This window comes from Scandinavium sp., assembly GCF_032012665.1.
Classification (GTDB): Bacteria; Pseudomonadota; Gammaproteobacteria; order Enterobacterales; family Enterobacteriaceae; genus Scandinavium.
On the sequence record NZ_DALZVG010000012.1, the window covers coordinates 1 to 24,763 of the forward strand.

A 24,763-nucleotide genomic window follows, 5' to 3' on the forward strand; every position below is an offset into this window, starting at 1 on the left:
GCCAGGCATCAAATAAACAGAGAAACCTCATGCGAAAGCATGGGGTTTTTTTGTTTTCTTTGCCCAAAATGCAGTTTTATCGATAGCCATTTTTACTGCTCATCCACATCATTCCCACAGCTATATCCACAACACTTTTCGTAAATTACGTCGTGAAACTTTCTCACCTTCAGCATGCAGACTCGACATTTGCCGTATTTCTGGTTATCTTCAGCTATCTGGATGTCTAAACGTGTAAACGTATGCTGTGAGGTAATAAGGTTATGCCGATTCGGGTGCAGGACGAGCTGCCAGCCGTTAATTTCTTACGTAATGAGAACGTCTTCGTAATGACGGCATCGCGTGCGACCAACCAGGAAATTCGCCCGCTGAAGGTGCTGATCCTCAACCTGATGCCGAAAAAAATTGAGACGGAAAACCAGTTTCTTCGCCTGTTATCGAACTCACCGCTCCAGGTCGACGTGCAGCTGCTGCGCATCGATGCGCGGGAATCCCGCAACACACCAGCGGAGCATCTCAACAATTTCTACTGTAATTTTGAGGACATTCAGCACGATAATTTCGATGGCCTGATTGTCACCGGCGCGCCGCTGGGCCTGGTTGAATTCAATGATGTTGCCTACTGGCCGCAGATCAAACAGGTGCTGGAATGGGCAAAAGATCACGTCACTTCAACGCTGTTCGTCTGCTGGGCGGTTCAGGCGGCGCTGAATATTCTGTATGGCATTCCGAAACAGACCCGTACGGAAAAACTCTCAGGCGTCTATGAGCACCATATTTTGCATCCTCACGCACTGCTGACGCGTGGTTTTGATGATTCATTTCTGGCACCGCATTCCCGCTATGCTGATTTCCCGGCGGCGCTTATCCGCGACTACACCGATCTCGATATTCTGGCCGAAACGGAAGACGGAGACGCCTACCTGTTTGCCAGCAAAGACAAGCGCATCGCCTTTGTCACCGGGCATCCGGAGTATGATGCTCACACCCTGGCAAGCGAATATTTCCGTGATGAAGAAGCCGGGCTGTCACCTGAAATACCGTACAACTATTTCCCGCAAAACGATCCGCAGAACAAACCGCGAGCGACCTGGCGCAGCCATGGCAACATGCTGTTCATTAACTGGCTGAACTATTACGTCTACCAGATCACGCCGTACGATCTGCGCCATATGAATCCGACGCTGGAGTAATTCACCGTTTAAACGATCGTAAAGCGATTCAGCACTCCATATCAGGCACCTTCGGGTGCCTTTTTTGTTTCCGAAAGTCACACCAAATTTAATGGTAACTTTAAATTCACTGTTATCAATAGGTTATATTTAATTAATTTTAAAAATGGAAATTGTTTTTGATTTTGGAAAATTATTGCGTAGGCTTAACTGAGCTGAACGAAAAACCGACAACGATCTTTGTTTGCTTTGGGAAGTGACCTGGGATCAAGATGAGGAGCCGCGCAATGACACAACAGGCAACAACCACCGAAGAACTGGCCTTTAGCCAGCCGTTTGGCGCGCAGGAGCAGCAGATCCTGACGCCGGAAGCGATCGATTTTCTGAGTGAACTGGTGACGAGGTTTACCCCGAAGCGCAATAAGCTGCTGGCAGCGCGTATCCAGCAGCAGCAGGATATTGACGACGGAAAGCTTCCTGATTTTATTTCGGAAACGGATTCCATTAGAAACGGCGAGTGGAATATTCGCGGTATTCCTCAGGACTTGCTCGATCGCCGCGTAGAGATAACCGGCCCGGTTGAACGCAAAATGGTGATTAACGCGCTGAATGCCAACGTGAAAGTCTTCATGGCCGACTTTGAAGACTCGCTGGCGCCGAACTGGCATAAGGTGATCGACGGGCAGATCAACCTGCGCGATGCGGTCAATGGCACGATCAGCCACACCAACGAAGACGGGAAAATCTATCAGCTGAAGCCCGATCCCGCCGTTCTGGTTTGCCGCGTGCGCGGCCTGCACCTGCCGGAAAAACACGTGATCTGGCGCGGGGAGGCTATCCCGGGCAGTCTGTTTGATTTCGCCCTCTATTTCTTCCACAACCACAAAAATCTGCTGGCCAAAGGCAGCGGCCCCTATTTTTATCTGCCGAAAACACAAGCCTGGCAGGAAGCGGCGTGGTGGAGCGAGGTCTTTAGCTTTACCGAAGATCGTTTCGAGTTACCGCGTGGCACCATCAAGGCCACGCTGCTGATTGAAACGCTGCCTGCCGTGTTCCAGATGGATGAGATCCTGCACGCGTTGCGTGACCACATCGTTGGCCTCAACTGCGGTCGCTGGGATTACATCTTCAGCTATATCAAAACGCTGAAGAACCATCCCGACCGCGTGCTGCCGGATCGCCAGGTGGTGACGATGGATAAACCCTTCCTCAATGCCTATTCGCGTCTGCTGATCAAAACCTGCCACAAGCGCGGTGCGTTTGCGATGGGCGGCATGGCAGCTTTCATCCCCAGCAAAGATGCCGGGCGTAACGCTCAGGTGCTGACCAAGGTCAAAGCCGATAAAGCGCTGGAAGCGAACAACGGACACGATGGTACCTGGATTGCTCATCCGGGCCTGGCGGATACCGCGATGGCCGTATTCAACGAGGTTTTAGGTGATAACCCTAACCAGCTGTTTGTGACTCGCGATGAAGATGCGCCGATTACCGCGGAACAGCTGCTTGCACCTTGCGAAGGGGAGCGCACGGAAGAAGGCATGCGCGCCAACATTCGCGTGGCCGTGCAGTATATCGAAGCGTGGATCTCCGGCAACGGCTGCGTGCCGATTTACGGCCTGATGGAAGATGCCGCGACGGCGGAAATATCGCGTACGTCAATCTGGCAGTGGATCCACCACCAAAAAACGCTCAGTAACGGTACGCCCGTGACTAAGGCTCTGTTCCGCCAGATGCTTGCTGAGGAGCTGATGATTGTTCAGGACGAACTGGGCGAACATCGCTTCAGCAGCGGCCGCTTCGACGAAGCCGCGCGCCTGATGGAGCAAATTACGACCTCCGACGAACTCGTCGACTTCTTAACGCTGCCCGGCTACCGCCTGCTGGCCTGATCACATCACCGATAATAAAAATGGAGCATCTGCCATGAAAACCCGTACCCAACAAATCGAAGAAGTACAACAGGAATGGACAAACCCACGCTGGGAAGGCATCCGTCGCCCGTACAGCGCGGAAGAGGTGGTGAAGCTGCGTGGTTCGGTGAACCCGGAATGCACGCTGGCGCAGCGCGGTGCTGCAAAAATGTGGCGTCTGCTGCACGGCGAATCGAAAAAAGGGTATGTGAACAGCCTCGGGGCGCTGACGGGCGGTCAGGCGCTGCAGCAGGCGAAGGCCGGTATTGAGGCCGTTTATCTCTCCGGCTGGCAGGTTGCGGCAGATGCCAACCTGGCCTCCAGTATGTACCCGGATCAATCGCTCTACCCGGCAAACTCCGTGCCGTGCGTGGTCGATCGGATCAACAATACTTTCCGTCGGGCGGATCAGATCCAGTGGGCGTCCGGCATTGAGCCAAACGATCCGCGTTTTATTGATTACTTCCTGCCGATCGTGGCTGATGCAGAAGCCGGGTTTGGCGGCGTACTCAACGCATTTGAGCTGATGAAGTCGATGATTGAAGCCGGGGCGGCGGCGGTTCACTTTGAAGACCAGCTGGCCTCAGTGAAGAAATGCGGGCATATGGGCGGCAAAGTGCTGGTGCCGACTCAGGAAGCGATTCAGAAACTGGTAGCCGCACGTCTGGCGGCGGACGTTCTCGGCGTGCCTACGCTGCTGATCGCCCGTACTGACGCAGACGCTGCCGATTTGATCACCTCCGACTGCGATCCGTACGATAGCGAATTTATTACCGGTGAGCGCACCAGCGAAGGTTTCTATCGCACTCGCGCAGGCATCGAGCAGGCCATCAGCCGCGGACTGGCCTACGCGCCTTACGCAGACCTGGTGTGGTGTGAAACGTCCACGCCGGATCTGGAACTGGCCCGTCGCTTTGCCGATGCTATCCATGCGAAATATCCGGGTAAACTGCTGGCCTATAACTGCTCACCGTCGTTCAACTGGAAGAAAAATCTGGACGATAAAACCATCGCCAGCTTCCAGCAGCAGCTTTCGGAGATGGGCTACAAATATCAGTTCATCACCCTGGCGGGCATCCACAGCATGTGGTTCAACATGTTTGACCTGGCCCACGCGTATGCGCAGGGCGAAGGCATGCGCCACTACGTTGAGAAAGTGCAGCAGCCAGAGTTCGAGTCCGGCAAAGAGGGCTACACCTTCGTCTCGCACCAGCAGGAAGTGGGTACGGGCTATTTCGACAAGGTCACAACGATTATTCAGGGTGGGACCTCGTCCGTTACCGCGCTGACCGGGTCAACGGAAGAGTCGCAGTTCTGATTGTACGGATGCCCGGTGGCGCAATGCTTACCGGGCCTACAGTTGCTGTTCAATACTGCTTTTCTCCGTTGCCCTTTCAAGGAGAGGGCAAAGTGAGGGGAATGTATGCCGCGTGGCCTGGAATTACTGATTGCCCAAACCATCCTGCAAGGTTTTGACGCGCAGTATGGTCGCTTTCTGGAAGTCACTTCCGGCGCGCAGCAGCGCTTTGAACAGGCCGACTGGCACGCCGTGCAACAGGCGATGAAGCAGCGTATCCATCTCTACGATCACCATGTGGGGCTGGTTGTCGAGCAGCTGCGCTGCATCACAGACGGTAAAAGCCCCGACGCTGACTTTCTGCTGCGGGTGAAAGAGCATTACACCGCGCTTTTGCCCGACTACCCGCGCTTTGAAATTGCCGAAAGCTTTTTTAACTCTGTGTATTGTCGACTCTTCGATCACCGCTCGCTGACTCCCGAGCGGCTTTTTATCTTCAGCTCTCAGCCTGAGCGGCGCTTTCGCACGATCCCTCGTCCGCTGGCGAAAGATTTTTATCCTGATAAAGGCTGGGAAACCCTGCTCAGCCGGGTATTAACTGATTTACCACTGCGGCTGCAATGGCAGGATAAGCCCCGCGATGTGGGCTACATCGTGGCGCACCTGACTGAAACCTTCGGCTACAGCGTATTGCGTGAATCGCATTTGCAGGTGGCGAATGAGCTATTTTATCGCAATAAGGCGGCATGGCTGGTTGCCAAGCTGCATACGCCTCAGGGCATGGTGCCGCTGCTGCTGCCCATTTATCGCAGCGATGAAGGCGAGCTGTTCATTGATACCTGCCTGACGACCAGCGCTGAGGCCAGCATCGTCTTCGGCTTCGCCCGTTCCTACTTTATGGTGTATGCGCCGCTGCCCGCCGCCCTGGTGGAGTGGCTGCGCGAAATCCTGCCCGGCAAAACCACCGCAGAACTGTATATGGCCATTGGCTGCCAGAAGCACGGCAAAACCGAGAGCTATCGCGAATACCTGACGTATATCCGCCAGACCGACGAGCAGTTTATCGAGGCGCCCGGCATCCGTGGCATGGTGATGCTGGTGTTCACCCTGCCTGGATTCGACCGGGTGTTTAAGGTGATCAAGGACCGCTTTGCGCCGCAAAAAGAGATGACCGCCGCCCACGTGCGCGCCTGCTATCAGCTGGTTAAAGAGCACGACCGCGTCGGGCGTATGGCTGACACTCAGGAGTTTGAAAACTTCGTGCTGGAGAAACGGCAAATATCCCCGGCTCTGCTCGACCTGCTCTGGCAGGAAGTGCCACAAAAGCTCACCGACCTGGGCGACAGGATTGCCATCAGCCATCTCTATATTGAACGACGGATGGTGCCGCTGAATTTATGGCTTGAGCAGGTTGACGGGCAACCGCTGCGTGATGCCGTGGAGGAATACGGGAACGCCATTCGCCAGCTGGCGGCGGCCAATATTTTCCCCGGCGATATGCTGTTTAAAAACTTCGGCGTGACGCGCCATGGCCGGGTGGTGTTCTACGACTACGATGAAATTTGCTACATGACCGAAGTGAATTTCCGCGATATTCCACCGCCGCGTTATCCGGAAGATGAGCTTGCCAGCGAACCGTGGTACAGCGTGTCGCCGGGCGATGTGTTTCCGGAAGAGTTTCGCCACTGGTTGTGCGCGGATGCGCGTATCGGGCCGCTGTTTGAGGAGATGCATGCGGATCTGCTGCGCGCGGAATACTGGCGAGGATTACAGGCGCGGATCCGTGACGGTCACGTCGAAGATGTGTTTGCCTACCGTAAGCGCCAGCGTTTTTGTGTGAAATATAGCTAATTGCCTGATGGCGCTGCGCGAGGTAAACAGCAAGGCCTTCTTTTGAAGAAGGCCTTTAGTGTTTGCTCCCTCTCCCTGTGGGAGAGGGCCGGGGTGAGGGCATCAGACCGCACTCACTTTACCGAATTCCACCGTAAGCCAAAGTGACTTCCTTCGCCGCTTTAATCACCAGCGCCCCCAACTCCGTCACGCGGTCATCGGTCATACGGGAAATTGGGCCGGAGATAGAAATGGCGGCAAACGGCTCACGATGTTCATCATAAATGCAGGAAGCCACGCAGCGCAGGCCGAGCGCGTGTTCCTCATCATCGAATGAATAGCCGCGCTTGCGCGTCTGCGCTAAATCCTCTTTCAGATGCACCGGAGAAACCAGCGTGGCGTGCGTGTAGGCGTGCAGCCCTTTGCGATGCAGCAGGCCGCTCACCTGTTCTTCACTCAGCTGAGCTAAAAAGGCTTTGCCCGCCCCGGAGGCGTGCATCGGTAACTTGCCGCCGATCGGCGCAGACATACGCATCAGCTGCGTGCACTGCACCTGGTCGATGATAATCGCCTGATGGTCACTCTGGTCCAGCACCGCCAGGTTGACGGTTTCGCCGGACTCTTCCATCAGCTTGCGCAGAATCGGATGGACAATCGCCAGCAGGTTGCGGCTTTGCAGGAAGCTGCTGCCGACGATGAAGGCGTGCGCCCCGACCGTCCAGTGACCTAAATCACCCACCTGACGGACAAATCCAAGCTGCTGCATCGTGGTCAGTAGACGGTGGGTGGTGGAATTGGGCAAGCCTGCCTGCTGGGCGAGCTCGGTCAGCGCCACGTCACCGTGTGACTCGGCAATATATTCGAGGAGTTTAAGGCCGCGGGTTAAAGACTGAACCTGCCCGCCAGCCGGAGCGGCGGCTGCAGGGGCCGGTTTTCTGCCGCGTTTCGCGGGAACGGTCGCCACCATGACGGACTCCTTTTCTGTATCGTGGAAATCATTTTCGTTTTATTTGATTATAATGCAACCGTTATCGGAACTGATCGGAGCAGTGGTCGTGAGCATCTCTCATGTTCGCGCTGGCTCTCTTTTCCACGCTGGTTGATTATGCCACTATGGCTTGTTGATAAGAGCGTTGTCGGGAGTCCGCGTGAGCACCATTGAAAAGCAGCTGAAGCAGCAGTTAAAAGACCGAATCCTGGTTCTGGACGGGGGCATGGGCACCATGATCCAGAGCTATCGCCTGAGCGAAGAGGACTACCGTGGCGAACGCTTTGCCCAGTGGTCCTGCGATCTGAAAGGCAACAACGATCTGCTGGTGCTGACCCAACCGGACATCATCGCCGCTATCCACAATGCCTATTTTGAGGCCGGGGCGGATATCGTCGAGACCAACACCTTCAACTCGACCCCCATCGCGATGGCGGACTATGAGATGGAATCGCTGTCGGCGGAAATTAACTTCGCGGCGGCAAAGCTGGCTCGTGCCTGCGCCGATGAATGGACGGCAAAAACGCCGGGCAAGCCGCGCTACGTGGCGGGCGTGCTTGGCCCCACTAACCGTACCGCATCTATCTCACCTGACGTAAACGACCCGGCATTCCGCAATATCACCTTCGATCAGCTGGTGGCGGCCTACCGTGAATCTACCAGAGCGCTGGTGGAAGGCGGCTCAGACCTGATTCTTATCGAAACTGTCTTCGACACCCTGAACGCCAAAGCGGCGATTTACGCGGTGAAAGAAGAGCTGGATGCGCTGGGCGTCGATCTGCCGATCATGATTTCCGGCACCATCACCGACGCCTCCGGGCGCACGCTCTCCGGGCAAACCACCGAAGCATTTTATAACTCGCTGCGCCACGCAGATGCGCTCTCTTTTGGCCTGAACTGTGCGCTGGGGCCGGATGAGCTGCGCCAGTACGTGCAGGAGCTGTCACGCATTGCCGAATGCTACGTCACCGCGCACCCGAACGCCGGGCTGCCGAATGCCTTTGGCGAGTACGATCTCGATGCCGCGACGATGGCGACGCAAATCAGGGAGTGGGCGGAGTCGGGTTTCCTCAACATCGTTGGCGGCTGCTGTGGCACCACGCCGGAGCACATCGCCGCCATGAGCCGTGCAGTGGAAGGCCTTGCGCCACGTCAGCTGCCTGAAATCCCTGTCGCCTGCCGTCTGGCCGGGCTTGAGCCGCTGAACATCGGCGATGACAGCCTGTTTGTGAACGTCGGTGAGCGCACCAACGTTACCGGTTCGGCCAAATTTAAACGGCTTATCAAAGAAGAAAAATACGCCGAAGCGCTCGACGTGGCGCGTCAGCAGGTGGAAAGCGGTGCGCAGATTATCGACATTAACATGGATGAAGGGATGCTCGACGCCGAAGCGGCGATGATGCGTTTTCTCAACCTGATTGCCGGCGAGCCGGATATCGCCCGCGTGCCGATCATGATCGACTCCTCGAAATGGGACGTTATCGAAAAAGGCCTGAAGTGCATTCAGGGGAAAGGCATTGTTAACTCCATTTCGATGAAAGAGGGCGTGGACGCCTTTATCCACCATGCCAAAAAAGTGCGTCGCTACGGTGCCGCCGTGGTGGTGATGGCCTTTGACGAGGTCGGCCAGGCCGACACCCGCGAGCGTAAAATCGAAATTTGCCGCCGTGCTTACGACATCCTGACCAAAGACGTCGGCTTCCCGCCGGAAGATATCATCTTCGACCCGAATATCTTTGCGGTCGCAACGGGCATCGAAGAGCACAACAACTACGCGCAGGACTTTATCGGCGCCTGTGAAGATATCAAACGCGAACTGCCGCATGCGCTGATTTCCGGCGGCGTTTCTAACGTATCATTCTCATTCCGCGGCAACGATCCGGTACGTGAAGCCATTCACGCCGTGTTCCTCTACTACGCCATTCGCAACGGCATGGACATGGGGATTGTCAACGCCGGGCAGCTGGCGATTTATGATGACCTGCCCGCCGAACTGCGCGATGCGGTCGAGGACGTTATCCTTAACCGCCGTGATGACAGCACAGAACGCCTGCTGGATCTGGCGGAAAAATACCGTGGCAGCAAAACTGACGAAGCAGCCAATACTCAGCAGGCAGAATGGCGCGGCTGGGACGTGAAAAAACGTCTGGAGTATTCGCTGGTCAAAGGCATCACCGAGTTTATCGAAGCCGATACCGAAGAGGCTCGCCAGCAGGCAGCACGCCCGATTGAGGTGATTGAAGGCCCGCTGATGGACGGCATGAACGTGGTCGGCGATCTGTTTGGCGAAGGCAAAATGTTCCTGCCGCAGGTGGTGAAATCCGCGCGTGTGATGAAGCAGGCGGTGGCTTACCTTGAGCCGTTTATTGAAGCCAGCAAAGAGAAGGGCAGCAGCAACGGCAAGATGGTGATCGCCACTGTAAAAGGAGACGTGCACGATATCGGCAAAAATATCGTTGGCGTGGTGCTGCAGTGCAATAACTACGAGATTATCGATCTTGGCGTGATGGTGCCGACGGACAAAATCCTTAAAACCGCGCGCGAAGTGAATGCCGACCTGATCGGCCTCTCCGGACTGATTACGCCGTCGCTCGACGAGATGGTCAACGTGGCGAAAGAGATGGAGCGTCAGGGCTTCACCATCCCGCTGCTGATTGGCGGTGCGACCACCTCTAAGGCGCACACGGCGGTGAAAATCGAGCAGAACTACAGCGGCCCGACGGTGTATGTGCAGAACGCCTCGCGCACCGTTGGCGTGGTGTCATCCCTGCTTTCCGCAACGCAGCGAGATGATTTTGTTGCCCGCACCCGCCAGGAATATGAGACCGTACGCATTCAGCACGGGCGTAAAAAACCGCGTACGCCGCCTGTATCCTTGCAGGCTGCGCGTGATAACGACCTGGCCTTCGACTGGGAAAGCTACACGCCGCCGGTGGCCCATCGACTCGGCGTGCAGGCGGTCAGCGCCAGCATCGAAACCCTGCGCAACTACATCGACTGGACGCCGTTCTTTATGACCTGGTCGCTGGCGGGGAAATATCCGCGCATCCTGGAAGATGAAGTGGTGGGCGAAGAGGCGAAACGCCTGTTTGCCGACGCTAACGAGATGCTGGACAAGCTCAGCGCGGAAAAATCCCTGAACCCGCGCGGCGTGGTCGGGCTGTTCCCGGCGAACCGCAAAGGCGATGACATCGAAATTTACCGCGATGAAACGCGCACCCACGTGCTGGCGGTGAGTCATCATCTGCGCCAGCAGACGGAAAAAACCGGCTTCGCGAACTACTGCCTGTCCGATTTTGTTGCGCCAAAAACGTCCGGAAAAGCGGATTACATCGGCGCATTCGCGGTGACCGGCGGTCTTGAAGAGGACGCGCTGGCAGAGGCATACGATGCGCAGCATGATGATTACAATAAAATCATGATAAAAGCCGTGGCGGACCGCCTGGCGGAAGCCTTCGCCGAGTATCTTCACGAGCGCGTGCGTAAGGTGTACTGGGGCTATGCCGCCAACGAGAACCTCAGCAATGAGGAACTGATCCGCGAAAACTATCAGGGCATCCGCCCGGCGCCGGGTTATCCGGCCTGCCCGGAGCACACTGAGAAGGCGACCATCTGGCAGCTGCTGGATGCAGAAACGCATACGGGCATGAAGCTGACTGAGTCCTACGCCATGTGGCCGGGTGCGTCGGTTTCCGGCTGGTACTTCAGCCATCCGGACAGCAAATACTACGCCGTGGCGCAAATCCAGCGCGATCAGGTGGAGGATTATGCGTTCCGCAAAGGGATGAGCGTCGCCGAAGCCGAGCGCTGGCTGGCACCCAATCTGGGCTATGACGCTGATTAAGTCATAAAACTGTCATCTTTCCTTACAACAAACAGGGCACCGCAGCGGTGCCCTGTCTCTTTCCGGGGCGTAAACCCCTATACTGATATGAGGATTATTTTTTCCCTCTCCCTCTCCCTAACCCTCTCCCAAAGGGAGAGGGAACCGGAACGGTGCCGTATATTCTCCCTCTCTCTTTGGGAGAGGGCCGGGGAGAGGGGGATATCCGATGGAATACCTATAACGATAAGGAGAACAAAAATCCGTGCTGACTCTGTTACATCTGCTTTCTGCCGTCGCCCTGCTGGTGTGGGGGACTCATATTGTCCGGACTGGCGTAATGCGCGTCTTTGGCGCTCGCCTGCGAACGGTCCTCAGCCGTAGCGTCGAGAAAAAACCACTCGCTTTCTGTGCGGGGATTGGCGTTACCGCGTTAGTGCAAAGCAGCAACGCCACTACCATGCTGGTGACGTCGTTTGTCGCGCAGGATCTGGTGGCGCTCACGCCCGCGCTGGTGATTGTACTGGGCGCCGATGTGGGTACCGCCTTAATGGCGCGAGTGCTGACGTTTGACCTCTCCTGGCTGTCGCCGCTGCTGATTTTTATCGGGGTGATCTTCTTCCTCGGGCGCAAACAGACCCGCGCCGGGCAGCTCGGGCGCGTGGGGATTGGCCTTGGCCTGATCCTGCTGGCGCTGGAGCTCATCGTTCAGGCCGTCCACCCGATTACCCAGGCCAACGGCGTACAGGTGATTTTCGCCTCTCTTACCGGCGATATTATGCTGGATGCGCTGATTGGCGCGCTGTTCGCGGTGATTACCTACTCAAGCCTTGCTGCTGTGCTGCTGACTGCCACGCTTACCGCCACGGGTGTGATTTCGTTCCCCGTGGCGCTGTGTCTGGTGATTGGTGCCAACCTCGGCTCGGGCCTGCTGGCGATGCTGAACAACAGCACCGCGAATGCGGCGGCGCGACGCGTGGCGCTCGGCAGCCTGCTGTTTAAGCTGGTGGGTAGCCTGATTGTGTTGCCGTTCGTGCACATCCTGGCGGACGTCATGGCGCGTCTGCCGGTAGCGAAATCTGAGCTGGTTATCTACTTCCACGTGTTCTACAACCTGATTCGCTGCCTGGCGATGGTGCCGTTTGCCGAGCCGATGGCGCGCTTCTGTAAGCGCATTATTCAGGATGTCCCGGAGCTTGATGCTCGCCTTAAGCCTAAGCATCTGGACCCCACGGCGCTGGACACGCCGACGCTCGCCCTGGCAAATGCCGCCCGGGAAACGCTGCGTATTGGCGACGCCATGGAAAACATGATGGATGGCCTGCGCAAAGTGATGCATGGTGAGCCGCGCGAAGAGAAAGAGCTGCGTAAAATTGCCGATGACGTCAACGTGCTCTACACCGCCATTAAGCTCTATCTGGCGCGGATGCCAAAGGACGAGCTGGCGGAGGAAGAGTCGCGCCGTTGGGCGGAAATTATCGAGATGTCGCTTAACCTCGAGCAGGCTTCGGACATCATCGAGCGCATGGGCAGCGAAATTGCTGACAAATCCCTTGCCGCACGGCGGGCCTTCTCCGTTGAAGGACTAAAAGAGCTGGATGGTTTGTACGATCAGCTGCTCAGCAACCTGCAGCTGGCGATGTCAGTGTTCTTCTCCGGTGACGTTGACAGCGCCCGCCGTCTGCGCCGTAACAAGCACCGTTTCCGCATCCTGAACCGCCGTTACTCGCATGCGCACGTTGACCGCCTGCACCAGCAAAACGTGCAGAGTATCGAAACCAGTTCTGTGCATCTGGGACTGCTTGGCGACATGAAGCGTCTCAACTCTCTGTTCTGCGCTGTCGCCTATAGCGTGATGGAGCAGCCGGACGAAGACGACGATCGCGACGACTATTAACCCTGCCTGAAGGCTGCCGGGTATTTTCTAAGCCCGGCAGCCTGCGGTATAGTTCGCCCTCTACAGGAGAAACTATGCTGCCGAACTCATCCATCCGATTAAACAAATACATCAGCGAAAGCGGCATCTGCTCGCGTCGTGAGGCTGACCGCTACATCGAACAAGGGAACGTGTTTATCAACGGTAAACGCGCCACCATTGGCGATCAGGTTAACGTGGGCGACGTGGTGAAGGTTAACGGCCAGCTCATCGAGCCGCGTCAGGAAGACGACCTGGTGTTAATCGCATTGAATAAGCCCGTCGGCATCGTCAGCACCACCGAAGACGGCGAGAGAGACAATATTGTCGATTTCGTCAACCACAGCAGCCGCGTGTTCCCGATTGGCCGCCTCGACAAAGACTCTCAGGGGCTGATTTTCCTGACTAACCACGGCGACCTGGTGAACAAAATCCTGCGTGCCGGGAACGATCATGAGAAAGAATATCTGGTCACGGTAAACAAACCGGTGACCGATGAGTTTATTCTGGGAATGGGCCGTGGCGTGCCGATTCTCGGTACGGTGACCAAAAAATGTAAGGTGAAGAAAGAAGCGCCGTTCACCTTCCGCATCACGCTGGTGCAGGGGCTGAACCGTCAGATTCGCCGCATGTGCGAGCACTTCGGTTTTGAGGTCACTAAGCTCGAGCGTACGCGCATTATGAACGTCAGCCTGAAGGGTCTGCCGCTCGGTGAATGGCGCGATCTGACCGATGACGAATTGATTGAGCTGTTTAAGCTGATTGAAAACTCATCCTCAGAAGCGCCGCAGGCCAAAGCCAAACCGAAAGCGAAGCCAAAGACGGCGACAGCCGCGGCGAAAAAACCGGCCAGCAGCGGCGGAAAAAATATGGCGAAAACGCCGGCGGAGTTGGCTAACCGTAAGCGCTTTACGTCGCCGGGAAGAAAGAAAAAGGGGCGTTAAGCCGCCTGTGAAATTGCCGGGTGGCGGCTGCACGCCTTACCCGGCCTACGTTATAGCTTGGTTAGACTTTGTAGGCCTGATAAGCGCAGCGCCATCAGGCAATATGGTGGTAATACTCTCTTAAATCACCGCCTTCCCCGCACCGGCGTATTCGCCGACCATGAAAACGTCGCTTCTTTATCCGTTTTATAAGCCTGCTTTTTCTTCAGCTGACGCGCCTTCTTCGCCTCGGCTTCCCGTTCGGCCATCAGCTTGTCGATATACTCTTTTTTGAGATGGTTGTTTTCTGCGTTGGTCAGCGGGCGACCATGGGCAATACGGGCGCGGTCGAGGAGGGTTTTCAGCTCGCGTTGTTCTTTCTCGGTCATGTCCTGCTGGGTCAGACGGGCGATTGCCATGATGAAGCTTCCAAATAAATGAGTACTCAGTTCAATGTACAGAATTATTCTGGAAAGCGCCTCGCAATTCCTCATTTTACGCCTTATCTGTGTCAGAAAGCCGTGTTGGCTGGGGCTTCACACTATAAGGAAATAGAAAATGAGCTCTTCCTCTTCTGAGTGAATGGCTACTGATGCAGCCATTCACCCACGGAGCTAACTCTTCTTCGCAACAGTAATCTTCTCTTTCCTGACGGGTTTACCGGACCAGTATCCCGCCAGCAGCGAGCCGGAAAGGTTGTGCCAGACCGAGAACAGCGCACCGGGCAGGGCGGCGAGCGGGCCGAAGTAGATTTTGCCGAGCGCGGCGGCAAGGCCGGAGTTCTGCATTCCGACTTCAATCGCCAGCGTGCGGCAGGTGGATTCGTCAAAGCCGAACAGGCGTCCGCCCCAGTAACCGCCGAGCAGGCCAATGGTGTTATGCAGGATCACCGCGATAATCACCACAAAGCCCACGGAGGCAATGTGCGAAGCAGAACCGGCAACCACGGCGCTGATGATGGCCAGAATGCAGACCATCGAGAAAGCGGGCAGATAAGGCTCAATAGCTTTCACCACGCGTGGCAGGAGATGATGCACGACCAGCCCCAGCGCAATCGGTACCACCACGATTTGCAGGATGCTGAGTAGCATGCCCATCACGTCAACCTGAATATGGGTGTCGACATAGAGCCGCGTCAGCAGCGGCGTGGCGATAACGCCGACCAGCGTGGAGACGGATGAAATGGTGACAGAAAGTGCAACATCCCCTTTTGCCAGAAAAATCATTACGTTCGATGCTGTACCGCTGGCAACGCTGCCGACCAGCACCATTCCGGCAGAGAGCTCCGGCGGCATCCTGAACAGTATCGCCAGCAGCCATGCTGCGAGCGGCATCACCAGATAGTGCAGAAAAATGCCCGCAGCAACGGGGGCCGGGCGTGACAGCACGCGCTTAAAGTCGTCGAGCTTCAGATGAACCCCCATGCCGAACATGATCAGCATCAGCAGCGTAGTGACCCACGGGCCAATCGGCGTGAAGGTCGCAGGTGTTTTGTAGGCGAGGATAGAGAGCAGCACGGCCCAGAGCGGGAACAGCCGCGTGAATTTAGCGAGCATATTGTATTCCTTGCAGTTTGTGTTGTTTTTTATAGGTATAAAAAAGCCGGGTTCGAGCCCGGCCTTGTCTGATATTTATCCTGCTAAGGGATTTTATTCAAACAGATTGTGATGAAGTTTTTGCACGACCTGCTCGGCTTCGCTGCCCGGTACGAGGAAGCAGAGGTTATGGCTGGACGCGCCATAGCAAATCATGCGGATATTGAACGGGTCGAGCACGCCGAACACCTCTTTGCCCACGCCGCAGGCTTTTGAAAGGTCGTTGCCAATCAGCGCGATCAGCGCCAGGTTCTCTTCCACTTCCACGCGGCACAGTGCGGAAAGTTCAATCAGCAGAGACTGCGTCAGTAATGTTTCGCTGGTGGCGGTGGATCCGGTGGTGTCGAGCGTCAGCGCGATGCTCACTTCCGACGTGGTGATCAGATCGACCGAGATGTTATGGCGTGCCAGGATGCCGAACACTTCAGCGAGGAAGCCGCGTGAGTGCAGCATATTCAGGCTGTGCAGCGTCAGCAGCGTTTGCTTACGGCGCAGCGCCAGCGCGCGGAACAGCGGTGGGTTTTCAGTTTTATTGCATACCAGCGTCCCACCTGCTTTTGGATCTTTGCTTGAGCCGACGAAGACAGGAATATCGCTGCGCACCGCAGGCAGCAGCGTTGCCGGGTGCAGCACTTTCGCGCCGAAGGTGGCCAGTTCGGCGGCTTCTTCGAAGGCAATTTCATCAATGCGGTGTGCGGCTGGCACGACGCGTGGATCGGTTGTGTAGATGCCCGGTACATCGGTCCAGATATCAACGCGAGTCGCATGCAGCGCTTCACCAAGCAGTGCGGCAGTGTAGTCGCTGCCGCCGCGGCCTAGCGTAGTGGTGCGGCCTTTGGCCTCGCTGCCAATGAAACCCTGAGTGATGACCAGGCCTTCTTCCAGGCGCGGTGCGAGCAGCTGCCCGGTGAGTTCTGCCAGCGCGGCAATGTCCGGCTCGGCGCGGCCAAAGCGGTCGCTCGTGCGCATGACTTTACGGACGTCGAACCACTGGGCCGCAATGTTGCGCTCGCGCAGGATTTCCACAAACAGCAGCGTCGACATCAGCTCGCCGTGGCTGACCAGCTCATCGGTGAGCGCGGTGGAGGTGGCAAGAGAAGCGGCTTCGGCGAGCGTGGTGATGTTCTCCAGCAGGCGTTCCACTTCTTCACGGATAACGTTGGGGTTTTGCAGGCGTTCGAGAATATCGAACTGAATTTTACGCAGTGCATCGAGCTTCACGAAGCGCTCGGTGGCCTCGAGACCTTCAGCCAGCGCAACCAGCAGGTTTGTGACGCCAGCAGAGGCGGAAAGGACCACCAGGCGGGCACCGGAATCAGCGAGCACCACGTCGGCGCTGCGGTTCATGGCATCATAATCGGCGACGCTGGTGCCACCAAATTTGGCCACAACTAAATCTGTCATAACAACCTCGTGTCAGGAAATGAAGGAGCGACCCTGGCACAAGGACAAAACAGTAACCGGTGCAGGCGCAAATACCGTATTCATAAATAAAAGCTGAGCCCGATGCTGTCAACGATGGGATTATGCGGATTTTTCATGCTGTCATCGGGCGCAGAAACAGGACTTATAACAGGGCCGTTTTCTGCTGCGTTTCGCCTGGTTTGTCATGGAAACAGGCAATGACACAAAAATCATCACAAAAAGCGCCGCAGGCGCTACAATCGACCGAAGTCACATTTTTCAAATCAGAAGAGTATTGCTATGAAAAACATCAATCCAACGCAGACCTCTGCCTGGCAGGCACTACAAAAACATTATGATGAAATGAAGGACGTGTCGATTGCCGACCTGTTCGCGAAAGATGGCGACCGTTTCGCCAAATTCTCCGCGACGTTCGACGATCAGATGCTGGTGGACTTCTCCAAAAACCGCATCACCGAAGAGACGCTGAGCAAGCTGCAGGCGCTGGCGAAAGAGACCGATCTGGCCGGTGCCATCAAATCAATGTTCTCCGGTGAGAAAATCAACCGCACCGAAGACCGTGCCGTACTGCACGTTGCGCTGCGTAACCGCAGCAATACGCCAATCATCGTTGACGGCAAAGACGTGATGCCGGAAGTGAATGCGGTGCTGGAAAAGATGAAGCACTTCTCCGAAGCGATCATCTCCGGCAGCTGGAAAGGCTACACCGGTAAAGCGATCACTGACGTGGTGAACATCGGTATCGGCGGCTCCGACCTTGGCCCGTTCATGGTGACCGAAGCGCTGCGTCCGTACAAAAATCACCTGAATATGCACTTTGTGTCCAACGTCGATGGCACTCACATCGCCGAAGTGCTGAAAGAGGTGAACCCGGAAACCACCCTGTTCCTGGTGGCCTCGAAAACCTTCACTACTCAGGAAACCATGACTAACGCCCACAGCGCGCGCGACTGGTTCCTGAAAACCGCCGGTGACCAGAAGCACGTGGCGAAGCACTTCGCCGCGCTCTCAACCAACGGTAAAGCGGTCGGCGAATTTGGCATCGACACCGCCAACATGTTCGAGTTCTGGGACTGGGTCGGCGGTCGTTACTCCCTGTGGTCGGCGATTGGTCTGTCGATTATCCTGTCCGTTGGCTTCGATAACTTTGTTGAGCTGCTGTCCGGCGCGCACGCGATGGACAAACACTTCTCCACCACCGCACCGGAGAAAAACCTGCCGGTTCTGCTGGCGCTGATCGGCATCTGGTACAACAACTTCTTCGGCGCTGAAACCGAAGCGATTCTGCCGTACGACCAGTACATGCACCGTTTCCCGGCTTACTTCCAGCAGGGCAACATGGAATCCAACGGCAAATACGTTGACCGTAACGGCAACGCCGTGGATTACCAGACCGGCCCAATCATCTGGGGTGAGCCTGGCACTAACGGCCAGCACGCGTTCTACCAGCTGATTCACCAGGGTACCAAAATGGTTCCTTGTGACTTCATTGCCCCGGCGATCACCCACAACCCGCTCTCCGATCACCATCCGAAGCTGCTGTCTAACTTCTTCGCCCAGACCGAAGCGCTGGCGTTTGGTAAATCCCGTGAGGTGGTTGAGCAGGAATACCGCGACCAGGGTAAAGATCCGGCGACGCTGGATCACGTGGTGCCGTTCAAAGTGTTTGAAGGCAACCGCCCGACCAACTCCATCCTGCTGCGCGAAATCACGCCGTTCAGCCTGGGCGCGCTGATTGCGCTGTATGAGCATAAAATCTTCACCCAGGGCGCCATCCTCAACATCTTCACCTTCGATCAGTGGGGCGTGGAGCTGGGTAAACAGCTGGCAAACCGCATCCTGCCGGAGCTGACCGACGATAAAGACATTAGCAGCCACGACAGCTCGACTAACGGTCTGATTAACCGTTATAAAGCCTGGAAGTAAACCCTGCTGCCCGGTGGCGGAATAAACTGCAAAAACCTTCCTTCGGGAAGGTTTTTTAATGTTTGCACCCTCTCCCTGTGGGAGAGGGCCGGGGTGAGGGCATCAGGCCGCACAGCTCTTGTTCCCCTCACCCTAACCCTCTCCCCAGAGGGGCGAGGGAACCGTTCGTCAACCAATCCGCAAGCTCTTAATTCCCAACAGCTTCGCCACAGCCTCCAGCTTATCCCCCACGTGACCCATCCCAATCGCGCAATGGTGCGCTGGTCCACCCTCACACCACTGGCGGGTAAACTCGCGCGCAGAGAGCGCAAAGCGGTAATGGCTGTTAGTGTTGCCGATATCCAGCACTTCGCCTGACACGGCTTCCCCTTCGGCATACTGTAGCGTTACGCCGCCGTCACGATGCTCGACCACGGATAAAAACGTCACCGGACCCGGCTTGACGGTCATCTGAATCGACACGCCTTTCCCCGGCTTACCGTGGTACACCGGCAGCGGTACCAGGCGTACTTTTTCGGCCGACATCAGCGGATGCGCCGGGCCATCGTGCCCCCACTGTACGGTGTCGTTTTCGAAATCAATGCCGTAGGGTTCCGAGAACGAGCCGCCCGCCTTCAGCAGGCAGAGGATTTTCATCGCAATCACGTTTTTGATTTCACACTCCCCCGCCACCGGAATGTCACGCTCAGTCAGCAGCGTATTGCCGAGGATGACCGAGGTGATGATATTTTCCTGAGGTGAGCCGGATGCGCCTTCGTAGTAATACGCCATCGCGCCCAGCTGATGCTTCGCCACGAGCTTATCCAGCGCGACAGACGTGGCGACGGCGCGCTGCAATTCGTACTCCTCGCAGGACGAGTCAACGTTCAGCGCTTCAAACACCTCGGCGCGTTTCTGCTGCCGCTCAGCGTCTGACGCTGAAGGAAGTGACGCCGCCAGCTCGCACACCTCAAGTACCTTGAAACGTACGCCAAATTTAGCGGAGAGGTTGGTCATGTCCGAATAGACGTCATACATGCCGTTGTAATAGTGGCCGAGCACGCCGACGTTGGTTGTTTTCAGCGTTTTTACAACGGCGGCGGCGGCAAGCCAGCCGTTAATTTCCTGCCATGCTTGCGGATCGTCCAGATAACCTGGTACCAGCGTGTAGCCGATATTTGCGCGCTGGAAGACGTTCATCAGCTCCGGTGCGCTACAGGCCTGACAATGTGCCAGCCACTGCCCGGTGCGCTCACCGCGATCTTCAAGCTGGTTGATGGTTGAACAGGGCACTTTTTTCTCTGGCTGAAGCGCCAGGATCAGCACCGGCACGTTGAGCTGTTGCACCAGCGGCAGTACGGTCGAACTCAGCGCATAGGTGGTGATATACAGCACCAGCGCATCAACGCGCTGTTCCGCAAACTGCGTGGCGGCAGCGTCCATTGTTTGCGGATTATCGACCAACCCGGCGTTCACCACCCGGACCTCCTGGTCCTGCAGGCGGTGCTCCACCTGGGCGAGATAACCTTCGAGCTGTGCACGCAGGCCGTGAAACTGCGGCCAGTACGTATCGAGACCAATGCCGAACAAACCAACGCTAAATGTTTTCATGGCGTTCCTCAGAACAGGGCTACGGAATGCTGTCATTTTACGCAGGGAAAGGAGGTGAAACCTGTTGCTGATGGACAGCGTAAAGGGGAGGGTGGCACTCTGGCAGAGGAGAGGAGTATCCGGATCGCAGATTGGTTATCCTGATGATGCCGTTGGGAATTGAAGGAATACTTTCCCTCTTAAATTTTATGGAAATAAGGAACGGAAGGGCTGATGGCTATTCTATCGGGAGGGTTCAGGTTAATCCTAAAAATGATTGTGACTCCCCATCTATATTTTAATTTTTAGGACTATCTTTATGCTGGTTATTTTATAAGTTAATGAATTTTAAATGTTCATTTATTTTAATTAAGCGTTTTAATCTCTTTTTCTCTTCTAGTCCTAAAACCGCGATGCTTATTTCCTGCACCGTAAATCAGCCCATTCAGTTGTGTATACTCGATGACGCCTGAATTTCTCAGGTGATTCTCCATTCATTCAACCAATGAAGGGAAATAGCAATGAAAAAAGCTCTGTATGGCATTTTTGCCATTTCCGCGCTTGTGGCGACGTCTGCCTTTGCTGACCCGGTGGAAACCGGTGAAGCGGCAGGCTCGGCGGCGACGTCGGTGTCTGCGGGTAGCTCTGCTGCCACCAGCGCCAGCGCCGTAAGCTCGGCCGTGGGGGTCGCACTGGCGGCGACCGGTAGTGGTGATGGCTCCAATACCGGAACCACGACCACCACAACCACAAGTACCCGTTAAGTCTCGCGGGTCATTAATCCTAACCACACTTCGGTGTGGTTATTTTGCCCCTTCGGAGAAGAGTCGTGAAGCGACCCATCATCATCACACTTTGCCTGCTGCTTCAGGCCTGTTCCGCCAGTACCCAGGGACTCGGAAAATCGCTCTGGGACAGCCTGTTTGGCACTCCCGGCGTGCAGCTGACCGCCGAGGATATCCGTGAGATGCCCTACGCCAGCCAGTACATGCAGCTCAACAACGGGCCGCAGCTTTTTGTGGTGCTCGCCTTTGCCGAAAACGGCCAACAGAAATGGGTGACGCAGGATCGGGCCACGATTGTCACCCAGCACGGGCGCATCGTGAAAACGCTTCTCGGCGGCGACAACCTGCTGAGCGTCAACAATCTTGATGCTGACCCGCTGACTAAGCCCAACCAGATTATCGACGGCGCAAGCTGGACCCGCACGATGGGCTGGACGGAGCACAAACAGACGCGCTACGCCACCGCCCGCTCGACTTTCCACTGGGAAGGAACAGATACCCTGACGCTTGCGGGTGACCAGACCGTTGTCCGCGTGCTGGTGGAAGAAGCGAGCACCGACCAGGCCCGCTGGCAGAACCGCTTTTGGGTCGACAGCGACGGGCAAATTCGCCAGTCCGAGCAATGCCTGGGCGCGAACTTCTTCCCGGTAAAAACCACGTTGATTAAGGCGGCGAAGTCATGAAAACCACCTTCCTTGCCGTGCTTATCATGGTGCTTGCCGCACCGTTGGCCTTCGCTGCGGGCAGCGTCGATGTCTATAGCAATGGTGCAAAAACGCCTAAAACGCTGACTAACGCCGGTCATCTGGCGGACTTAGTGGCTCAACCCCGGCTGGCTAACAGCTGGTGGCCGGGTGCGGTGATTGCCGAAAAGCAGGCCACCGCCGTGGCGCAGCAGCAAAAACAGACTCTGCTGGCCCGGCTGGATGCGTTGGCCGCCGACGAAAGCGGTGATGATGCCGCTGCCATTCGCACATTGCGCCAGCAGCTCCAGGCGCTGAACGTGACGGGACGACAGTTTGTCAGCCTCGATCCGGACACGGTCCGCCTGGGCCGTCGCAGCAACCCGCCGCTGGAAGGACAGTACAGCCTGTGGGTCGGTCAGCAGCCAACGACCGTCACCGTTTTTGGGCTGGTCAGTCGCCCGGGTAATACGGCCTTTGTACCCGGTCAGGACGTGGCAGGCTATCTCGATGCGATGAATTTGCTGAGCGGCGCCGATCGCAGCTATGCATGGGTGGTCTATCCCGACGGGCGCAGCGAAAAGGCCCCGGTGGCTTACTGGAATAAACGTCACATCGAACCCATGCCCGGCAGCACGATCTTTGTCGGTTTCGCCGACTCACTTTGGACGAAGAAGTATGCCGACCTGAACGCCGCGCTTCTTCGTGCCCTTGCACAGCGGATCCCGGAATAATGAAAAACAGATTTCTCTACAGCCTGCTGGCGCTGGGCGTCAGCGCGGCCTGTCATGCGGAAACGTACCCGGCCCCGATTGGCCCTTCGCAGTCTGATTTTGGTGGTGTCGGCCTGTTGCAGACCCCCACCGCGCGCATGGCGCGTGACGGCGAGATGAGCCTGAACTATCGCGATAACGATCAATACCGCTATTACTCCGCCTCGGTACAGCTTTTCCCGTGGCTCGAAACCACTCTGCGCTACACCGACGTGCGCACCAAACGGTACAGCAGCGTCGAAGCGTTCTCCGGAAACCAGACCTACAAGGACAAGGCCTTCGACCTGAAGCTGCGTCTGTGGGAAGAGAGCTACTGGTTGCCGCAGGTGGCCGTGGGGGCGCGGGATATCGGCGGGACGGGCCTGTTCGATGCGGAATACCTGGTGGCGAACAAAGCCTGGGGACCGTTTGATTTCAGCCTCGGACTCGGCTGGGGCTATCTCGGCACCAGCGGCAACGTGAAAAATCCGTTTTGCAGCTACGACGATAAGTTTTGCTATCGCAACAACAGCTACCGCCAGGCGGGCTCGATGGACAGCAGTCAGATGTTCCACGGCCCGGCCTCTCTGTTCGGCGGCGTGGAGTACCAGACGCCGTGGCAGCCGCTGCGCCTGAAGCTGGAATATGAAGGGAACGACTACAGCCAGGACTTTGCCGGCAAGCTCGATCAAAAAAGTAAGTTTAACGTCGGGGCCATTTATCGCGTGACCGACTGGGCCGACGTTAACCTTAGCTACGAGCGCGGCAACACCTTTATGTTTGGCGTGACGCTGCGCACCAACTTTAACGACCTGCGCCCATCGTATAACGATAATCCGCGCCCGAAATACCAGCCAGAGCCGCAGGACGCCATTTTGCAACACTCGGTAGTGGCGAATCAGCTGACGCTGCTGAAGTACAACGCCGGGCTTGCTGACCCGAAAATACAGGTCAAAGGTGACACGCTGTACGTGACGGGCGAGCAGGTAAAATACCGTGATTCACGTGAAGGTATCGAGCGCGCAAACCGCATCATCATGAACGATCTGCCGGACGGTATCTCAACGATTCGCATCACGGAAAACCGCCTCAATCTGCCGCAGGTGACGACTGAAACTAACGTCGCCAGCCTCAAGCGCCATCTGGAAGGTGAGCCATTGGGTCATGAAACCGAACTGGTGCAGAAACGCGAAACGCCGATCGTGCCGGAGAAAACCGAGCAGGGCTGGTATATCGACAAATCCAGCTTTGATTTCCATGTCGACCCGGTGCTTAGCCAGTCCTTTGGCGGGCCGGAAAGTTTCTACATGTACCAGCTCGGGGTCATGGCGACCGCCGACTGGTGGGTGACCGATCACCTGCTGACCACCGGCAGCCTGTTCGGCAACATTGCCAATAACTACGACAAATTTAACTACACCAACCCGCCAAACGACTCGACGCTGCCGCGCGTGCGAACTCACGTACGTGACTACGTCGAAAACGACGTGTACGTGAACAACCTTCAGGCGAACTATCTCCAGTATCTGGGAAATAATTTCTATGGTCAGGTATACGGCGGCTATCTGGAAACCATGTACGGCGGCGTCGGGGCAGAAGTGCTGTGGCGTCCGGTCGACAGCAACTGGGCGTTTGGTGTTGATGCTAACTACGTGAAACAGCGTGACTGGCGCAGCTCGATGGACATGATGAAGTTCACCGATTACAGCGCGAAAGTCGGCAACCTTGCCGCTTACTGGACGCCACCGTTCGCCCAGGACGTGCTGATTAAAGCCAGCGTCGGGCAGTATCTGGCGGGCGATAAGGGCGGCACGCTGGAGGTGTCGAAGCACTTCGACAGCGGCGTGGTGGTGGGGGCCTATGCAACCATTACCAACGTTTCGGCACAGGAATACGGTGAAGGCGATTTCACCAAAGGCGTATACGTTTCCGTACCGCTGGATCTCTTCTTGTCCGGCCCGACCCGCAGCCGTGCAGCCATTGGCTGGACGCCGCTCACCCGCGACGGCGGTCAGCAGCTTGGGCGTAAGTTCCAGCTGTACGATATGACCAGCGACAAGAGTCTGAATTTCCGCTGACGGGAATTGCCGGGCGGCACGATGTTTGCCCGGCCTACGAAGCCTGCATTTCCGGGCCTGGGGTTGTAGGCCCGGTAAGCGTTAGCGCCACC

17 protein-coding genes are annotated in these 24,763 nt (G+C 56.5%); 12 read left to right on the top strand and 5 right to left on the bottom strand.

The window, feature by feature from the left end; all coding sequences use genetic code 11:
- Positions 1-263 precede the first annotated feature (263 nt).
- The 4 genes from metA to aceK all read left to right on the top strand — a co-directional run bounded on the left by metA (position 264) and on the right by aceK (position 6,230).
- On the top strand, positions 264-1,193 hold the full coding sequence (gene metA / locus RTU33_RS11645; RefSeq protein ID WP_312627493.1) for a homoserine O-succinyltransferase: 930 nt from the start codon (positions 264-266) through the stop codon (positions 1,191-1,193).
- 266 nt (positions 1,194-1,459) lie between these two features.
- Positions 1,460-3,061: a malate synthase A gene (gene aceB, locus RTU33_RS11650; protein WP_312627494.1), complete on the top strand. Its 1,602-nt coding sequence runs from the start codon at positions 1,460-1,462 to the stop codon at positions 3,059-3,061.
- Between the two features lie 34 nt (positions 3,062-3,095).
- Positions 3,096-4,400 carry an isocitrate lyase gene (gene aceA, locus RTU33_RS11655; protein ID WP_312627495.1) on the top strand — a complete coding sequence of 435 codons (1,305 nt, stop codon included), beginning with the start codon at positions 3,096-3,098 and terminating at the stop codon, positions 4,398-4,400.
- A 105-nt stretch (positions 4,401-4,505) separates the two neighbouring features.
- Positions 4,506-6,230: a bifunctional isocitrate dehydrogenase kinase/phosphatase gene (gene aceK, locus RTU33_RS11660; RefSeq protein WP_312627496.1), complete on the top strand. Its 1,725-nt coding sequence runs from the start codon at positions 4,506-4,508 to the stop codon at positions 6,228-6,230.
- 118 nt (positions 6,231-6,348) lie between these two features.
- Here aceK and iclR read toward each other — a convergent pair whose 3' ends face one another.
- Positions 6,349-7,176 (bottom strand): glyoxylate bypass operon transcriptional repressor IclR, encoded by an 828-nt coding sequence (gene iclR, locus RTU33_RS11665; protein WP_312627497.1) that lies wholly within the window; start codon positions 7,174-7,176, stop codon positions 6,349-6,351.
- 181 nt (positions 7,177-7,357) lie between these two features.
- Between iclR and metH the strand changes: the two genes are divergently transcribed.
- The 3 genes from metH to rluF all read left to right on the top strand — a co-directional run bounded on the left by metH (position 7,358) and on the right by rluF (position 13,879).
- The gene (metH, locus tag RTU33_RS11670) at positions 7,358-11,041 is read left to right on the top strand and encodes a methionine synthase (RefSeq protein ID WP_312627498.1); all 3,684 of its coding nucleotides are present in this window, start codon (positions 7,358-7,360) and stop codon (positions 11,039-11,041) included.
- 244 nt (positions 11,042-11,285) lie between these two features.
- Positions 11,286-12,917 carry a Na/Pi cotransporter family protein gene (locus RTU33_RS11675; protein ID WP_312627500.1) on the top strand — a complete coding sequence of 544 codons (1,632 nt, stop codon included), beginning with the start codon at positions 11,286-11,288 and terminating at the stop codon, positions 12,915-12,917.
- 74 nt (positions 12,918-12,991) lie between these two features.
- A complete protein-coding gene (gene rluF, locus RTU33_RS11680; RefSeq protein WP_312627502.1) occupies positions 12,992-13,879 on the top strand; it encodes a 23S rRNA pseudouridine(2604) synthase RluF in 888 nt (295 codons plus the stop codon).
- A 125-nt stretch (positions 13,880-14,004) separates the two neighbouring features.
- Here rluF and RTU33_RS11685 read toward each other — a convergent pair whose 3' ends face one another.
- From RTU33_RS11685 to lysC, 3 genes are all read right to left on the bottom strand, one after another.
- Entirely contained in the window at positions 14,005-14,277 is a 273-nt protein-coding gene (locus RTU33_RS11685; RefSeq protein ID WP_312627504.1) for a DUF3811 domain-containing protein, read from the bottom strand.
- Between the two features lie 195 nt (positions 14,278-14,472).
- Positions 14,473-15,414: a ketopantoate/pantoate/pantothenate transporter PanS gene (panS, locus tag RTU33_RS11690; RefSeq protein ID WP_312627506.1), complete on the bottom strand. Its 942-nt coding sequence runs from the start codon at positions 15,412-15,414 to the stop codon at positions 14,473-14,475.
- 93 nt (positions 15,415-15,507) lie between these two features.
- Positions 15,508-16,857: a lysine-sensitive aspartokinase 3 gene (gene lysC, locus RTU33_RS11695; RefSeq protein ID WP_312627508.1), complete on the bottom strand. Its 1,350-nt coding sequence runs from the start codon at positions 16,855-16,857 to the stop codon at positions 15,508-15,510.
- Between the two features lie 300 nt (positions 16,858-17,157).
- Between lysC and pgi the strand changes: the two genes are divergently transcribed.
- Positions 17,158-18,804, top strand: coding sequence for a glucose-6-phosphate isomerase (pgi, locus tag RTU33_RS11700; protein WP_312627509.1), 1,647 nt, complete (start codon positions 17,158-17,160; stop codon positions 18,802-18,804).
- A 168-nt stretch (positions 18,805-18,972) separates the two neighbouring features.
- On the opposite strand, the gene RTU33_RS11705 is transcribed toward pgi, so the two are convergent.
- Positions 18,973-20,394 carry an L-fucose/L-arabinose isomerase family protein gene (locus tag RTU33_RS11705; RefSeq protein ID WP_312627510.1) on the bottom strand — a complete coding sequence of 474 codons (1,422 nt, stop codon included), beginning with the start codon at positions 20,392-20,394 and terminating at the stop codon, positions 18,973-18,975.
- 500 nt (positions 20,395-20,894) lie between these two features.
- Here RTU33_RS11705 and yjbE point away from each other — a divergent pair, with 500 nt between their 5' ends.
- The 4 genes from yjbE to RTU33_RS11725 all read left to right on the top strand — a co-directional run bounded on the left by yjbE (position 20,895) and on the right by RTU33_RS11725 (position 24,671).
- On the top strand, positions 20,895-21,137 hold the full coding sequence (gene yjbE / locus RTU33_RS11710; protein ID WP_312627512.1) for an exopolysaccharide production protein YjbE: 243 nt from the start codon (positions 20,895-20,897) through the stop codon (positions 21,135-21,137).
- 65 nt (positions 21,138-21,202) lie between these two features.
- A complete protein-coding gene (locus RTU33_RS11715; RefSeq protein WP_312627514.1) occupies positions 21,203-21,841 on the top strand; it encodes a YjbF family lipoprotein in 639 nt (212 codons plus the stop codon).
- The gene (locus RTU33_RS11720; protein WP_312627516.1) at positions 21,838-22,575 is read left to right on the top strand and encodes a capsule biosynthesis GfcC D2 domain-containing protein; all 738 of its coding nucleotides are present in this window, start codon (positions 21,838-21,840) and stop codon (positions 22,573-22,575) included. Before RTU33_RS11715 ends, RTU33_RS11720 begins: the two co-directional genes overlap by 4 nt.
- Positions 22,575-24,671, top strand: a complete 2,097-nt coding sequence (locus tag RTU33_RS11725) for a YjbH domain-containing protein (RefSeq protein WP_312627518.1) — start codon at positions 22,575-22,577, stop codon at positions 24,669-24,671. Before RTU33_RS11720 ends, RTU33_RS11725 begins: the two co-directional genes overlap by 1 nt.
- Positions 24,672-24,763: the final 92 nt, after the last annotated feature.

What these genes read in the sequence shown, in the direction of transcription:
- metA (WP_312627493.1), top strand. Translation starts at nt 264, where the DNA reads ATGCCGATTCGGGTGCAGGACGAGCTGCCAGCCGTTAATTTCTTACGT.
- aceB (WP_312627494.1), top strand. Translation starts at nt 1,460, where the DNA reads ATGACACAACAGGCAACAACCACCGAAGAACTGGCCTTTAGCCAGCCG.
- aceA (WP_312627495.1), top strand. Translation starts at nt 3,096, where the DNA reads ATGAAAACCCGTACCCAACAAATCGAAGAAGTACAACAGGAATGGACA.
- aceK (WP_312627496.1), top strand. Translation starts at nt 4,506, where the DNA reads ATGCCGCGTGGCCTGGAATTACTGATTGCCCAAACCATCCTGCAAGGT.
- iclR (WP_312627497.1), bottom strand. Translation starts at nt 7,176, where the DNA reads ATGGTGGCGACCGTTCCCGCGAAACGCGGCAGAAAACCGGCCCCTGCA.
- rluF (WP_312627502.1), top strand. Translation starts at nt 12,992, where the DNA reads ATGCTGCCGAACTCATCCATCCGATTAAACAAATACATCAGCGAAAGC.
- RTU33_RS11685 (WP_312627504.1), bottom strand. Translation starts at nt 14,277, where the DNA reads ATGGCAATCGCCCGTCTGACCCAGCAGGACATGACCGAGAAAGAACAA.
- panS (WP_312627506.1), bottom strand. Translation starts at nt 15,414, where the DNA reads ATGCTCGCTAAATTCACGCGGCTGTTCCCGCTCTGGGCCGTGCTGCTC.
- lysC (WP_312627508.1), bottom strand. Translation starts at nt 16,857, where the DNA reads ATGACAGATTTAGTTGTGGCCAAATTTGGTGGCACCAGCGTCGCCGAT.
- pgi (WP_312627509.1), top strand. Translation starts at nt 17,158, where the DNA reads ATGAAAAACATCAATCCAACGCAGACCTCTGCCTGGCAGGCACTACAA.
- RTU33_RS11705 (WP_312627510.1), bottom strand. Translation starts at nt 20,394, where the DNA reads ATGAAAACATTTAGCGTTGGTTTGTTCGGCATTGGTCTCGATACGTAC.
- yjbE (WP_312627512.1), top strand. Translation starts at nt 20,895, where the DNA reads ATGAAAAAAGCTCTGTATGGCATTTTTGCCATTTCCGCGCTTGTGGCG.
- RTU33_RS11720 (WP_312627516.1), top strand. Translation starts at nt 21,838, where the DNA reads ATGAAAACCACCTTCCTTGCCGTGCTTATCATGGTGCTTGCCGCACCG.
- RTU33_RS11725 (WP_312627518.1), top strand. Translation starts at nt 22,575, where the DNA reads ATGAAAAACAGATTTCTCTACAGCCTGCTGGCGCTGGGCGTCAGCGCG.